Consider the following 14,296-nt stretch of genomic DNA (forward strand, 5'->3'; position numbering starts at 1 on the left):
GCACCCGCCCCCGCGCCCGTTCCGGCCCCGGTATACGTACCGCCGCAGGTCTACAACCCGCCGCCGCTGTACCGGCCGTGGACGCCGCCGTGGCGGCCGACCTATGTGCCGCAGCGGCCGCAGAAGCCGTGGAATCCGCCATGGAATCCGCCATGGGACGACGACGAGCCCGAGACTCCGCAGATCCCGCAACAGCCCCAGGTTCCGCAACTACCGCAGATCCCGCAGGTGCCACAGGTGCCACAGGTCCCGCAATCGCCGTCACAGAACGGTTCGGGACGTGGTGGCTCGGGTTATGAGGGCCCCGGCTCGTCGGGCTCCGGCTCGTCCCGTGGTCCTCAATTCCCGGGATCGGGATCGGGATCGTCGGGCCGCGGTGGTGGCGGTGGCGGCGGCGGTGGCTGCTTCCTGATCTTCTGCAGCTGAGGCAGGCCGCGTTCACTCGTAACCTCTTGTTGGTGTGTTGCTCAGTGTCGCGTAGCGGTTAGCTCATCGCGACTGCCTAAAGAGGTGGTATGCGATGCGCAGTCTTTGGTACGGGCTATCTCGGTGCCACCCACGCCGCCGGAATGGCCGAACTCGGGCACGACGTGATCGGAGTCGACATCGACCCCGGGAAGGTCGCCAAGCTCGCCTCCGGCGACATTCCGTTCTACGAACCCGGCCTGCGAAAGATGCTGAGCGACAACATCGCTGCCGGGCGCCTGCGCTTCACCACTGACTACGATGCCGCCGCCGAATTTGCCGACGTCCATTTCCTGGGTGTCGGGACTCCCCAGAAGAAGGGCGAATACGGGGCGGACCTGCGGCATGTGCATGCCGTCATCGACACGTTGGTGCCGCGCCTGACGCGATCAGCGGTCATTGTCGGAAAATCCACGGTGCCAGTCGGTACCGCCGCCGAGCTTGCCGAGCGGGCGCAGGCTTTGGCACCAGAAGGCGTCGACGTCGAGGTGGCGTGGAACCCTGAATTTTTGCGCGAAGGCTTCGCCGTGCACGACACGCTGCATCCGGACCGGATTGTCCTTGGTGTGCCGAAGAATTCGGTGACCGCCGAGGCCGCCGTTCGCGAACTCTACGCACCACTGCTGCAAGGCGACGTGCCATTCCTCGTCACCGATCTGCAGACCGCGGAACTCGTCAAGGTGTCGGCCAACGCGTTTTTGGCAACCAAGATCTCTTTCATCAATGCGATCTCGGAGGTATGCGAGGCCGTCGACGCCGATGTCACGATGCTCGCCGACGCGCTGGGCCACGACTCCCGGATCGGGCGGCGATTCCTCAACGCGGGCCTAGGATTCGGCGGCGGTTGCCTACCCAAGGACATCCGCGCATTCATGGCGCGCGCCGGTGAGCTCGGCGCCAACCACGCGCTGACGTTCCTTCGCGAGGTGGACAGCATCAACATGCGTCGTCGCACCCGAATGGTGGAGTTGGCCACGACGGCCTGCGGCGGTTCGCTACTTGGTGCGAACGTCGCGGTCCTGGGCGCGGCGTTCAAACCCGAATCCGACGATGTGCGAGACTCGCCCGCACTCAATGTCGCGGGCATGCTGCAACTGAACGGCGCCACGGTAAATGTCTACGACCCCAAGGCGATCGAGAACTCTCGGCGCCTGTTCCCGACGTTGAACTATTCGACGTCGGTGGTGGAGGCGTGTGAACGTGCCGATGCGGTGCTGGTGCTGACCGAATGGCTCGAGTTCACCGAACTCGACCCGAAGGACCTTGCGGCAACCGTACGGGCGAAAGTTGTTGTGGACGGCCGCAATTGCCTCGACGTAGCGCGTTGGCGCGCGGCGGGTTGGCGGATGTACTGCCTGGGCAAGAGTCCGCGTGAGGTCAGTCCGCCGTCGCTTGTCTGAGCATTCCGTCGAAGCCCTGCCATAGCAACATGACGACGAGCTCGACGACGCGCTCACGTGGCGCGTCGCGATTGTCGTACCACCACCGCGCCACGCCGTCGGTCGCCGATTGCGTTGCGCGGGCGAGGATCCACGCCGCCTCGTCGATGGTGATTCCGTTGAGCTCGGTGACATCGCCTGCGCCGAACCGGATCAGATCGGCGATCCTCGCGGTACCGCGATCGGCGATCTCCCGGTAGACCGCGGCGATATCCGGGTCGGCGGGCGCATCCTGGTGCAACACGCGCCAGATGAACGGATCCTCCTCGACGAAGGCGAAGTAGTTCGAGATGCTGGCGCGAACCATCTCCTCGACCGAGGCGCCCTCGAGGCGTCGCAGGGAGCGCTCCCGCAACTGTTCGGCGTGCTGTTCGAGAAGCGTGATGTGCAGTTCGCGCTTGGAGCCGAAGTGGTCATAGAGGACCGAAGGGACGACGCCGGCGCGGGTGGCGATGTCCTGCATCTTCGCGGCCGTGTATCCGTGCTCGGCAAAGACCTCCACGGCCGCGTCGAGGATGCGGATCCGGCGCTCTTCGGCGGGGATCCGCTTCCTTGCCATACCGAATGATAATTCGGTAGGCTGCCCTTGGGTAACCGAACCGCAATTCGGTTGGTCGCGGGACAAGCGTTCAAGGGGCGGAGGGACATGGTTCAAGGCCCGATCAAGCAGCGGATTCACTGGCTGGCCGTGCACGGCGGCATCCGTGGCGTCTCGAAGGTCTTCGCCCGTCAGGGCGATCTGCAGGGGCGCCTCCTCGCCGATCCCGCGGTCCGCGCCGACACAGTCACCTTCATCGAAGAAGTGCGCGCAATGGGTCCGGTCGTCACCTGCCGCGCCGTCTACATGACCGTCGATCACAAGGTGGCGAGCGATCTGCTGCGGTCCGATGACTTCGAAGTCTTCGGTATGGGTACCAACTTGCCCAAAGCCGTGCAGTGGGTGGCCGACCGCACCAAATCTGATCTGCTGCATCCGATCCAACCCCCGTCGATGTTGTCGGTGGAGCCGCCGCAGCACACGCGCTACCGCAAGCTGGTGTCCTCGGTGTTCACCCCGCGCGCGGTGGCGGCGTTGCGCGACAGCGTCCAGGCTTCGGCGAGCACCCTTCTCGATGAGCTGACCGACGCCGGCACCACCGACATCGTCGACCGGTATTGCTCACAACTTCCGGTCACAGTCATCGGCGACATCCTCGGGGTACCCGACGATGCACGATCCCGCATCCTCGAGTTCGGGGAGCTCGCGGCGCCGAGCCTCGACATCGGTCTGACATGGCACCAATACAAGAAGGTCAACCGTGGTATCGAGGGCTTCAACGACTGGCTTTCGAACCACCTGCACGTATTGCGCCGCAATCCCGGCGAGGACCTGATGAGCCAGATCATCGTGGCCTCCGAAAGCGCCGAGGGAGGTCCGTTGACACATCAGGAGCTGCTGTCGACGGCAGGCCTGGTGCTGGCTGCGGGTTTCGAGACGACGGTCAACCTGCTGGGCAACGGAATTCGGATGCTGCTGGACACGCCGGGACATCTCGACACCTTGGCGGCGCGTCCCGACCTGTGGCCGACGGCGGTCGAGGAAATCCTGCGGCTGGACTCGCCGGTGCAACTCAGTGCGCGGATGGCGCTGAAGGACACCGACGTGGCGGGCACCACCGTCCGGCGCAACAAGGCCGTGATCCTTTATCTCGCGGGGGCGAACCGCGACCCCAAGGTTTTCGACGACCCGCACCGCTTCGACATCGAACGCCACAACGCGGGTAAGCATCTGTCATTCTCCGGCGGGCGGCACTACTGCCTGGGGGCGGCGCTCGCGCGTGCCGAGGGGGAGGTCGGCTTGCGGACCTTCTTCGAGCGCTTCCCGGATGCGCGCCTGGCCGGCGCCGGCCGCAGACGCGAAACCCGCGTCCTGCGGGGCTGGTCGTCGCTGCCGATCACACTTGGCAAGGCGCGCACCGCGCTAAGTTCGTGATGTGGATTTCCGAGCCGCCCTGCTCGACCAGACCCATGCTTTCGGAGAACTGATCCGGGGCGTAGACCCGTCGACGCCCGTGCCGACCTGTCCCGACTGGACGGTGCGGCAGCTATTCCGTCACGTCGGGCGCGGCAACCGGTGGGCGGCTCAGATCGTCGCCGAGCGCCGCAGCGAGCCCCTGGAACCGCGCGATGTGCGCAACGGCAAGCCACCCGACGATGAGGACGGCGCAATCGACTGGCTCAACGGCGGCGCCCAGCAGATCATCGTCGCCGTCGACCAGGTCGGGTCGGACGCCCGCGTGTGGACCTTCAACGGGCCGCGACCGGCCGGCTGGTGGATTCGCAGGCGACTGCACGAAGTGGTCGTGCATCTTGCCGATGCCGCATTCGCCGTCGGCGCCGAGTTCGATCCGGCTCCGGAGCTTGCCGCCGATGCGATCAACGAGTGGATCGAGCTGATGGTGGTCCAGGCCGATCGCCGCTCTCCGCCGGTGCAGCGTGGTCGCACGCTGCACCTGCATGCCACCGATGCCGGACTCGGCCCGACCGGCGAGTGGACGATCGTGAACGACGAAGAACGCCTGTCCTGGACCCACGACCACGGCAAGGGCGACGTCGCGCTGCGTGGCTCGGCGAAGGACCTGCTGCTCGCGATCGTGCGCCGACGTCCCGCGACCGAACTGGGGATCGAGGTTTTCGGCGATACCGAGGTGTGGGACGCATGGCTCGAACGAACGCCGTTCTGATTGGTACCTTCACGACTGTGACGACTTCGGAGATCGCGACCGTCCTTGCTTGGCATGACGCACTCAACGCGCAGGACCTCGACACCCTGATTCAGGTTTCCAGCGGTGACATCGAGTTCGGCGACGCGAATGGTGCAGGACAGGGACATCAGGCGCTGCGTGAGTGGGCGGGTTCGTTGGAAACGTCGGCAGCTGTGGCCGGCCGGATGTACGTCCGCGACGGTGTGGTGGTCGCAGAGGAAGAAAACGGGAAGGCATCGGCCTTCCGAGTGGTGCACGACCACGTCACCTCGGTGTTCCGCCACCAGGACCTTGCATCGGCCCTGGCCGCCACCGAGCTGACCGAAGGAGATATCGCAGGCTGATGAAAGGCATCATTCTTGCCGGCGGTTCGGGGACACGGCTGTACCCGATCACCCAGGGTGTCAGCAAGCAACTGGTTCCGGTCTTCGACAAGCCGATGATCTATTACCCGCTGTCCACGTTGGTGATGGCGGGTATCCGAGACATCCTGGTGATCACCACAGCAGAGGACGCACCCGCCTTTCACCGACTGCTCGGCGACGGCGCGAGTTTCGGCATCAATCTCACCTATGCCGTGCAGGACGAGCCCAACGGTCTTGCGCAGGCTTTCGTCATCGGTGCCGACCACATCGGCAGTGATTCGGTGGCATTGGTGCTGGGGGACAACATCTTCTATGGCCCGAGCCTGGGCACGAGTCTGACTCGGTTCCAAAAGATCGACGGCGGTGCGATTTTTGCGTACTGGGTGGCCAACCCCTCGGCCTATGGCGTTGTCGAGTTCGATGCCGAGGGCACCGCGCTCTCGCTGGAGGAGAAGCCTGCCTCCCCGAAGTCGCACTACGCGGTGCCCGGCCTCTACTTCTACGACAACGGCGTCGTCGAGATCGCCCGCGCGCTAAAGCCCTCGGCGAGGGGCGAATACGAGATCACCGATGTCAACCGCACGTATCTCGAGCAGGGCCGACTTTCGGTGGAGGTGTTGGCTCGCGGAACCGCGTGGTTGGACACCGGAACGTTCGACTCGCTGCTGGACGCGAGTGACTACGTGCGCACCATCGAGCGCCGGCAGGGTTTGAAGATCGGCTGCCCGGAGGAAGTGGCCTGGCGGGCCGGGTTTATCGACGACGACCAGTTGTCTTCCCGCGCAAAGAGTCTGCTCAAGTCCGGATACGGCGCCTATCTTCTGGGGCTGCTGGAGCGCTAGGCGTCGCGAGCATCGCGGCGATGGCCGTCGTCAACGGAACGGACAACGCCAGCGCGATACCGCCCACCGCGGAACGCGCAATCTCGATCGCGACACTCTCGCTCGTCAGCACATCGCTCAGGGAGCGGTTTGCGACGCTGAACAGCAAGAGCAGCGGCAGCGCGCTGCCCGCGTATGCGAGCACGAGCGTGTAGACGGTGCTGGCGATGTGGTCCCGACCAACCCGCATCGCGCCGACGAACACCGCCCGGCGTGAGGCGCCCTCGATCGCGGCCAACTCGAAGGCGGTCGATGCCTGCGTGACGGTGACGTCGTTGAGCACGCCCAGCGAACCGACGATGAATCCGGCCAACAACAGCCCGGTGATCGACACATTGCCCAGGTATGTCGCGACCGCATTGTTCTCCTCCTCGGAGAGGCCGGTCAAGTTGGTCAACTCGATTGCGGCCCAAGACAATATCGCGGCCAATAGCAGAGACGCCAACGTGCCGAGCAGTGCTGCACTGGTGCGCAGGCTGACGCCGTGCGCCAGGTAGATCACCGCGTACAGGATCACCGCCGAGGCCACCAACGCGACGGGGATCGCGGGGGTCCCGTCACGCAGGGCGGGCAACATGAACACGACCAGCACCCCGAACGCGACGACGATGCCGATCAGCGCCCGGAATCCGCGCCATCGCGCGACTGCGACGACCACCACCGCGAATGCCACGGCCAGCCCGATCAACGGCCACGTCCGCTCGTAGTCGTAGAAGGAGTAGGTCGTGGTGCCGGTCGGGTCGACCTGGCGGGTTATCCGGATCTGGTCACCGACCGCGAGCTGGGGCTGGCCCGGCCCGCCGCTGAACTCCAGCAGGGTGTTGGCGCCGGCGTTCGGGCCCGAGTCGATCGCGATGAACGCCTGCACACAGTCTGTGCCGTCGCCCTCGGCGGGTCTCGGTGGGGCCGTCAGCACTCCCCCCACCGACTGGTAGCCGCAGGTCGCCGCGGTGCTGGACACCACGTGACCGCCCTCGGTGGTGACCGCACCGCCTGCAGAGTTCTGGAATGGCAGCGGGATGTCGACCTTCTGCTGGCTCGGCCACAGCCATGCGGCCCCGGCGAGGGTGATCACGCCGATGACGATCAGCAGTCCGACGACGATCTTGGCGGCCAGCGGACCCAACGGCGATGGTCCGTCCAGAGAATGCGAATGGGCGTGTGAGTGCGTCACCCGCAACAGGGTAGGGGTGTTACCTGACCGACGTGGCGAGGGCTACTTCGTGACCGCGCCGTTCGTTGCGATCTCGACCTCTGCGGTCGCCTGAATGAGCGCCAGCAGTTCTTTGTCCAGACCCGGCGCGAACTCTTCGCGCCGTTCGGGCGCAATGGTCATCGGGAATCCCTCCGGCATGACTGCGGTACTCAGTTCGGTGCCGTCGTTGGACGGCGATGCACCCCGGTAGAGCTTGGCCGCCTGGCTTTCGTCATCGGCGCTGAAGGTGTACTGGACGCTCTGCAGGCCGAGGTCGATGAGCTTCTTGACCTCGGGGAACTGCTCGGCGTTCGTCTTCGGGATCGGCAGTGCTGCACCCCAATTCACTCCAAGACTCTCCAGTGCCTTGGCGAACGCATTCTCGTGAGCCTGATCGCGCACAATCAGGTAGGCAATGGTGGAACGCGCGGTCTTGTTGTCCGTCATCTCGTAGATCCGGCACTTCTGCAGCCGTCCGGTCGACTCGAGCATGAGGTTGTACAGCAGGTCGAGCACCAAGTTGCCGCTGTTGTAGACGTACGAGCCGCTCCAGGGGTTACCGGCCGCGTCAACCGGCAGCGCGCCCTGTGCGCCCACCAGGTAATGGTGAATGTTACTGGTGTCCAAAGCGATCTTCAGCGGAGTAGCGCCTTTGGCGCCCGGCTTGTCGACCGCGTCGGTCTTCCTGCCCTTGTATTCCGGCGAACCGTCGAGCAGACGCGAGATGGTGGTACCGATGAGTTCGACGTGGCTGATCTCCTCGGTGCCCACTCCCTGCAGGAGATCCTTATATGGCTTGGACGCCGCGTCGCCGCGGAAGTTGATGCTCTGGAACAGATACTGCATCATCGTCCGCATCTCGCCGAACTGGCCGCCGAGACCCTCCTGGAGCGCGTTGGCAGCGGCGGGATCTGGCTCATCCACGATGATCTCGTTGATGAGTTGCTGAGTGTGTAGGTACATGATTCTCCTTGGATGACTCGTGGTTTGGTTGCGGTGATAACCGCGGGCCGGGCTGACGCCAGGCCGTAGCGTTACTTGTTGTTCGCGCGGGCGGACTGACGTTTGCGCTTCTCGTCGTCCGCCAGATCCTCGATGCGATCCGCCTGTGCGCGCTTGGCTCCGGCCTCGGTCCGCTTCGCTTGTGCATGGTCGAGCTTGGACTTGGCCGCCACGGCAGCCCTCTGCTCGTTCGACCGGATCTTGGCAAGCTCTTCGCTTTTGGCCGCCTCGGCCGACTTCGTGCGCTGCGCAGCCACGTCGTCGGCCTGCTTCTTCGCGGCGGCGGTGCGTAGGGCCGCAGCCTCTTTCACCGCGCGCTTTTGCTCCTCGGCGGCGATCCGAGCTTCTTGGACCTTGCGCTCCTTGGCTTTGAGTGCGTCCTGCTGCTGCGCGCTCGCAGCACTGCTCCTGGCTTTCAGGTCGGCATTTGACCGCTGTTGTGCCTGTTCTGCGTCTGCATCCAACTCAGCCGCCCGACCGAGCACATCGCTACGCCGCGCGAGCGCGCTGCCGCTCCTTTGAAGCTTCCTGTCGCCCAATGCATTTCCCATCGCAGCGTCAAGCAAGCCCAATGAGCGTTCATAGAACAGCCGTGCCGGTGTTTCCGAACCCATGCGCGCGACCACGCGCTGCTCGATCAACTGAAGGGGAAACCGAGCGATTCGGTACTGGACCCGCAAGACGGCCAACGGTGCGTCGATGATTCTCATTGATGACTCCTGTTTCTTGCCGATGCTCAAGGCAGGTCGGCCTGGTTGGTCAGTGTGTCGGCTTGCCGTCTGATGCGGTCCGCTTCCGCCTTTGCGCTCGCCGCGTCCTGAACAGTGATCAGATGATCGTCGACGGCATCGACGACTTTTCCAGCGGCCGAACCGATTTCGTCGCGCTCCTGATCTTCGGCGCGCTGAATCTCGGCCTGCGCGTCGAGCTCGGCGCGAACCTTTTCCTGGGCAACCTGTTGTTGTCCGGCCTGCTCGGCCCTGCGCTTCTGATCAGCTTGCTGTCCGCGCACTGATCTCTGAGCCGCGGCCGTCTGCGCGTTCACGGCGATTCGGTCCTGTGTGCCTTCCGCCCGGGCGTCCATCACCTCTGTGCGGGCCTGCGCGGCCTCGGCATCGGCAACGGCTTCAACGCTGTTGGCCTCTTTGCGTTCCCTGGCCTGGGTCTGCTCGAGCTGCCCCTCTGCGGTCAGCGAGTCATTGCCGGTGACAGCACCGGCGAATTCCTTCACCTTGCCCTTCACGGAATCGATCAGCCCTTTTCGGGCTTCGTCGGCCTTCTTGTGCTCAGTCATTTGGCTCTTTTCTCAGCGGCAGTCGACAAACGCAGAGGCCGTCCTGGCCGCTCGCAAATGGGGCTGTGCTCCGGATAGTTGAATCGGTCCATGGCGACCGGTGGCAGTCTGCGGACCAGGTGCTGTAGTCGTGAAACGCCGGCTCCATGACTCGCCGGCAGATTCAACTCGCAGAACAGCGGTTACCCTGCGCCGGTCGGGATAAACGTCAGTAGTCCGCCAGTGCGGCGGTGACGACTACTGGCGGTAGCTGACGAGGAAGTTGCCCAGCCGCTCGATGGCGTTGGACAGGTCGCGGGCCCACGGCAGCGTCACGATTCGCAGGTGGTCGGGCGTCGGCCAGTTGAAGCCGGTGCCCTGAGTGACCAGGATCTTCTCCTGCAGCAGCAGGTCGAGGACCAGTTGTTCGTCGTCGACGATGTCGTAGACCTCGGGGTCCAGCCGCGGGAATGCGTACAGCGCGCCTTGGGGTTTCACGCAAGAGACCCCGGGAATCTCGTTGAGCATGGTCCATGCGATGTCGCGCTGCTCGAGCAGTCGTCCGCCCGGCAGCACCAGGTCGTCGATGCTCTGATGACCGCCGAGGGCGACCTGAATGGCATATTGTGCGGGCACATTGGGACACAGGCGCATGTTCGCCAGAAGGCTGATGCCCTCCAGGAAACTGGCAGCGTGTTCCTTCGGCCCGGTGATCACCAGCCAGCCGGAGCGGTAACCGGCCACGCGGTAGGCCTTGGACAAGCCGTTGAAAGTGAGCGTCAGCAGATCCGGCGCGAGCGTCGCCAGGCTGATGTGCTCGGCGTCGTCGTAGAGGATCTTGTCGTAGATCTCATCGGCGAGCAGCAACAGTTGATGCTTGCGCGCCAATTCGACCATCTGCTCAAGGATTTCGGTGCCGTATACCGCACCGGTGGGGTTGTTCGGATTGATCACGACCAGCGCCTTGGTGCGGTCGGTGATCTTCGCCTCGAGGTCGGCGATGTCTGGCTGCCAGCCCTGGGTCTCGTCGCACATATAGTGCACCGGCGTACCACCGGCCAGGGACGTCGAGGCGGTCCACAGCGGATAGTCCGGCGCGGGGATGAGCACCTGGTCGCCGTTGTCCAGCAGCGCTTGCAGCGTCATCGTGATCAGTTCGGACACCCCGTTGCCGAGATAGACGTCGTCGACGTCGAAACGCGGGAATCCCTCGACCAGTTCGTAGCGGGTGAACACCGCTCGACGAGCTGCCTGGATGCCCTTCGAATCGGAGTACCCCTGCGCGTACGGCAGCGCCTGGATCATGTCGCGCATGATCACGTCGGGTGCCTCGAACCCGAACGGGGCCGGATTGCCGATGTTCAGTTTGAGGATGCGGTGCCCCTCGGCCTCCAGTCGCGACGCGTGATCGTGCACTGGCCCGCGGATCTCGTACAGCACATCCTGCAACTTGGATGACTGCGTGAACGTGCGCTGCCGCGGATGCTGTCCGGCGGCATGAAACGGCACGTGGTGCGTGGTCACGTCCACAATGATCGCATTGCCGTCCAGCGATTATCTAAAAACGCTGGTCAGCGTTTGCCGGGCGGACGTGCACCCTTCGCGATACCCAGACCCTTCACCGGTTCTGCAGGTGCTTCGCCGTTGCCTTCCGTGGAAGGCTCAGGCGCAGGCGCGGGTTCGCCGTCGTCCTCTGGTTTCGGCTGTGGCGCAGCAGGTTTCGGAGCCGGTGCCGCAGCCGCGGCCTTCTTGGCACCAGGCCGCCGTGCACCCTTCGCGATACCAAGACCTTTCACCTCGGGCTCGGGTTTGGCGGGTTCGGGCTCGGCTTCGGCCTGCGGTTCTGACGCGGCCGCAGGCGAGGGTGCTGCCGCCTTCTTGGCTCCCGGTCGCCGTGCTCCCGAAGCGATGCCAAGGCCCTTGACCTCGGGCTCGGCGGCCGACTCTGCAGCGGCAGTGGGAGCCTCGGCAGCAGGTGCAGCGGCGGTCTTCTTGGCGCCGGGACGTTTGGCGCCTCCGGCGATGCCGAGACCCTTGACGGGTGGCGCTGTCGCTGCGGGTTTTTCGTCGGCCGGGCCGGCATCAGGGGTGGAAGCTTTCTTGGCGCCGGGACGTTTGGCGCCTCCGGCGATGCCGAGTCCCGTGACGGGCTTGGTGTCGGCAGTCGCAGTGGACGCCTTGGCCTCAGTCGGCTCCGCTTCCGCCGCGGGAGCTTTCGCTTCGGCGGGCGCCTCGGCCTCGACGCGGGCTGAGCGCTCCTCGGCCTCCTTTGCCGCGGTGCCCTTCGCGGGCAGTGTCACGCTGCTTGTGTCGAGCGAGTTCAGCAGCAGCTGAGCCACGTCGAGCACCTCGGCCTTTGGGACGTCCCTGGCCGCGGCGACGTCGTCCACGCCGTCGGTGATCATCACGCGGCAGAACGGGCAACCGGTGGCGATCGTCGACGCGGTGTCCATCGCCTCTTCGGTGCGCTCCGTGTTGACGCGCTTGCCGATGTGCTCTTCCATCCACATCCGTGCGCCGCCGGCGCCGCAGCACAGGCCACGATCGGCGTGGCGCGGCATCTCGGTGAGTTTCGCCCCGGACGCGCCGATCAGCTCACGCGGCGCCTCGTAGACCTTGTTGTGCCGACCCAGGTAGCAGGGATCGTGATAGGTGATGTCGATCCCGCCGTCGGCGGGCTTCACCGGCACCAGCTTCTTGTCGCGGATCAGCTTGTTGAGCAGCTGGGTGTGGTGCAGCACCGTGTAGTCGCCGCCCACTTGCGGATACTCGCGACCCAGCGTGTTGAAGCAGTGCGGGCAGGTGACGACGATCTTGCGATCCACGCGTTCGACGCCGTCGAAGAGCTCCTTGAGCGTTTCGACGTTCTGGGCGGCCAGTTGCTGGAAGAGGAACTCGTTGCCCGAGCGGCGGGCCGAATCGCCGTTGCATGTCTCGCCCTCGCCGAGCACCAGATACTTGACGCCCGCCGTGGCGAGCAGTTCGGCGACGGCCTTGGTGGTCTTCTTGGCACGGTCCTCGTAGGCGCCCGCGCAACCCACCCAGAACAGGTACTCATATCCCTCGAAGGACTCGACGTCCTTGCCGTAGACCGGTACGTCGAATTCGACCTCGTCGATCCAGTTGGTGCGGTCCTTGGAGTTCTGTCCCCACGGATTGCCCTTGTTCTCAAGGTTTTTGAAGAGCACTCCGAGCTCGCCGGGGAACTCCGACTCCATCATCACCTGGTAGCGGCGCATGTCGACGATGTGATCGATGTGCTCGATGTCCACCGGGCACTGCTCGACACACGCACCGCAGGTGGTGCACGACCACAGCACGTCGGGGTCGATCACGCCGCCCTCTTCGAGGGTGCCCACCAATGGACGTGTGGCCTGTTCGGGACCCGAGCCCATGATGCGCTCGAAGCCCGATTCGGGGACGTGGTGCTCCTCGTCGTGCTTCTCGTCGCCGAGGTCCTCGCCGAGACCACCCTCAGGGGTGTTCTCCAGCGGCGACTCCTTGTCGCCGAGGATGTACGGCGCCTTGGCGAACAGGTGATCGCGAAGATTCATGATCACGAGCTTGGGAGACAGCGGCTTACCGGTGTTCCACGCCGGGCACTGCGACTGGCAACGTCCACACTCGGTGCACGTGGTCATGTCGAGGTAGGCCTTCCACGTGAAGTCCTCGATCTTGCCGCGGCCCAGGATTGCATCCTCGGGGGGATCCTCGAAGTCGACGCGCTGCCCGTCGTACTCGACCGGCAGCAGCGGACCCAGCCCGTCGGGCATCCGCTTGAACGTGACGTTCACCGGGGCCAGGCCGATGTGCAGGTGCTTGGAGTGCAGCACGATCAGCAGGAAGATGAGCATGACCGCGATGTGCCCGATCAGCGCCAGCGTCTCGATCCACTCGTTGGCGGATTCGCCGAGCGGATGCAGGATCGCGCCCATCAACTGTGAGAAGAAGGCCCCGTTGCCGTACGGCAGCGCGTGGGTGTTGGCGCCGGCGCCACGGACCAATGCGTAGGTCCAGATGACGTTGAAGATCATGAACAGGATCAACCAGGCGCCGCCGGTGTGCGAACCGTAGAAGCGCGAGTCGCGGCCGTGCTTCTTGGGCTCGCGGACGATGCGGATGATCGCGAACGTGATGATGCCGAGCAGCACGGCGACGGCGAAGAAGTCCTGCAGGAAGCCCAGCGCGTCCCACCGGCCGACGAACGGGATGTGGAAGTCGTGGTCGACGACCTGACCGAACGCCTCGACATAGACGGAGCCGAGGATGAAGAAGCCCCACATCGTGAAGAAGTGGGCCATGCCGGGGATCGACCACTTCAGCAGCCGGGTTTGCCCGAAGACCTCCTCGAACTGTGTGGTGATGCGCTTCTTGAGGTTGTCCTTGCGGTTGTTCTCGACGCTGGTCTTGGCGCCCGATCGGATCAGGTTCGTCAGGAAGAGGACGCGTTTGAGCGCGAATACGCCGACGAGGGCCAGCATCAGGACCACAGCCACGATCCTGATCAGCATCTGCGTTTCCACCGCGCGCCTCCCGTTCCTAAGTTACTCAAGGGTAACTTAATGAATGTTACCAGTCAGTAACTTTCGCTGCATGCCTGCTCATAGTTGCACCCCACCCGGAATCTGCGCTACGAAGGCTGACCTAACTAAGTTCGCCACCCGGGGATCAACCGTGTGGGGCGACCATCGCGCGCAGCATCGACAGCATCTCCGAACGCGATTCGGCGCCCAGCCGCCGCCGAATCCGGGCGACGTGATGCTCGACGGTTTTCGCCGAGATGAACAGTTGCGTGCCGATGTCGCGATACGGCATGCCCAGGAGCAAGAGCTCGGCGACTTCGCGCTCACGGTCCGACAGTTTCGTCGACGCCGGGCGGGTGGGGCCGGGGCGGTCGCGGAGACACATCTGACGCGGCGGACGATACCCCAC

Annotated in this window: 13 protein-coding genes and 1 pseudogene; 6 read left to right on the forward strand and 8 right to left on the reverse strand. The window is 64.7% G+C overall.

Features of this window, described 5'->3' with window-relative positions:
• Positions 1 to 426, forward strand: a pseudogene (locus CSQ99_RS29615) (DUF7159 family protein); the annotation flags it as partial.
• Positions 427 to 515: 89 nt separating this feature from the next.
• Entirely contained in the window at positions 516 to 1,865 is a 1,350-nt protein-coding gene (locus tag CSQ99_RS29620) for a UDP-glucose dehydrogenase family protein (protein WP_099042550.1), read from the forward strand.
• Here the strand turns inward: CSQ99_RS29620 and CSQ99_RS29625 are convergent.
• Positions 1,843 to 2,463 (reverse strand): TetR/AcrR family transcriptional regulator, encoded by a 621-nt coding sequence (locus tag CSQ99_RS29625; RefSeq protein ID WP_099042551.1) that lies wholly within the window; start codon positions 2,461 to 2,463, stop codon positions 1,843 to 1,845. The genes CSQ99_RS29620 and CSQ99_RS29625 overlap by 23 nt on opposite strands.
• A gap of 87 nt (positions 2,464 to 2,550) precedes the next feature.
• On the opposite strand from CSQ99_RS29625, the gene CSQ99_RS29630 reads away from it, so the two are divergent.
• From CSQ99_RS29630 to rfbA, 4 genes are read left to right on the forward strand one after another with little or no spacing between them, the layout of a single operon-like run.
• Complete coding sequence (locus tag CSQ99_RS29630; RefSeq protein WP_099042552.1) at positions 2,551 to 3,876, forward strand: cytochrome P450; 1,326 nt, start codon at positions 2,551 to 2,553, stop codon at positions 3,874 to 3,876.
• Between the two features lies 1 nt (position 3,877).
• A complete protein-coding gene (locus tag CSQ99_RS29635) occupies positions 3,878 to 4,627 on the forward strand; it encodes a maleylpyruvate isomerase family mycothiol-dependent enzyme (RefSeq protein ID WP_099042553.1) in 750 nt (249 codons plus the stop codon).
• A gap of 17 nt (positions 4,628 to 4,644) precedes the next feature.
• Positions 4,645 to 4,992, forward strand: coding sequence for a hypothetical protein (locus CSQ99_RS29640; protein WP_099042561.1), 348 nt, complete (start codon positions 4,645 to 4,647; stop codon positions 4,990 to 4,992).
• Positions 4,992 to 5,855 (forward strand): glucose-1-phosphate thymidylyltransferase RfbA, encoded by an 864-nt coding sequence (gene rfbA, locus CSQ99_RS29645; RefSeq protein WP_099042554.1) that lies wholly within the window; start codon positions 4,992 to 4,994, stop codon positions 5,853 to 5,855. The genes CSQ99_RS29640 and rfbA overlap by 1 nt, the downstream gene beginning before the upstream one ends.
• On the opposite strand, the gene CSQ99_RS29650 is transcribed toward rfbA, so the two are convergent.
• From CSQ99_RS29650 to CSQ99_RS29680, 7 genes are all read right to left on the reverse strand, one after another.
• On the reverse strand, positions 5,809 to 7,068 hold the full coding sequence (locus tag CSQ99_RS29650; RefSeq protein ID WP_176561291.1) for a YibE/F family protein: 1,260 nt from the start codon (positions 7,066 to 7,068) through the stop codon (positions 5,809 to 5,811). The two genes, rfbA and CSQ99_RS29650, sit on opposite strands and share 47 nt — an antisense overlap.
• Before the next feature lie 42 nt (positions 7,069 to 7,110).
• Positions 7,111 to 8,052 carry a manganese catalase family protein gene (locus tag CSQ99_RS29655; protein ID WP_099042556.1) on the reverse strand — a complete coding sequence of 314 codons (942 nt, stop codon included), beginning with the start codon at positions 8,050 to 8,052 and terminating at the stop codon, positions 7,111 to 7,113.
• A 71-nt stretch (positions 8,053 to 8,123) separates the two neighbouring features.
• Positions 8,124 to 8,801: an IF2 family translation initiation factor gene (locus CSQ99_RS29660; protein ID WP_099042557.1), complete on the reverse strand. Its 678-nt coding sequence runs from the start codon at positions 8,799 to 8,801 to the stop codon at positions 8,124 to 8,126.
• A gap of 26 nt (positions 8,802 to 8,827) precedes the next feature.
• Entirely contained in the window at positions 8,828 to 9,385 is a 558-nt protein-coding gene (locus CSQ99_RS29665) for a CsbD family protein (protein ID WP_099042558.1), read from the reverse strand.
• 237 nt (positions 9,386 to 9,622) lie between these two features.
• A complete protein-coding gene (locus tag CSQ99_RS29670) occupies positions 9,623 to 10,915 on the reverse strand; it encodes a pyridoxal phosphate-dependent aminotransferase (protein ID WP_176561293.1) in 1,293 nt (430 codons plus the stop codon).
• Positions 10,916 to 10,935: 20 nt separating this feature from the next.
• Positions 10,936 to 13,887, reverse strand: coding sequence for a heterodisulfide reductase-related iron-sulfur binding cluster (locus CSQ99_RS29675; protein WP_099042560.1), 2,952 nt, complete (start codon positions 13,885 to 13,887; stop codon positions 10,936 to 10,938).
• A 145-nt stretch (positions 13,888 to 14,032) separates the two neighbouring features.
• Positions 14,033 to 14,296 (reverse strand): LuxR C-terminal-related transcriptional regulator (locus tag CSQ99_RS29680; protein ID WP_176561292.1); only part of this gene is annotated, 264 nt, incomplete at its 5' end.

Source organism: Mycobacterium neglectum, from assembly GCF_002591975.1.
GTDB lineage: Bacteria > Actinomycetota > Actinomycetes > Mycobacteriales > Mycobacteriaceae > Mycobacterium > Mycobacterium neglectum.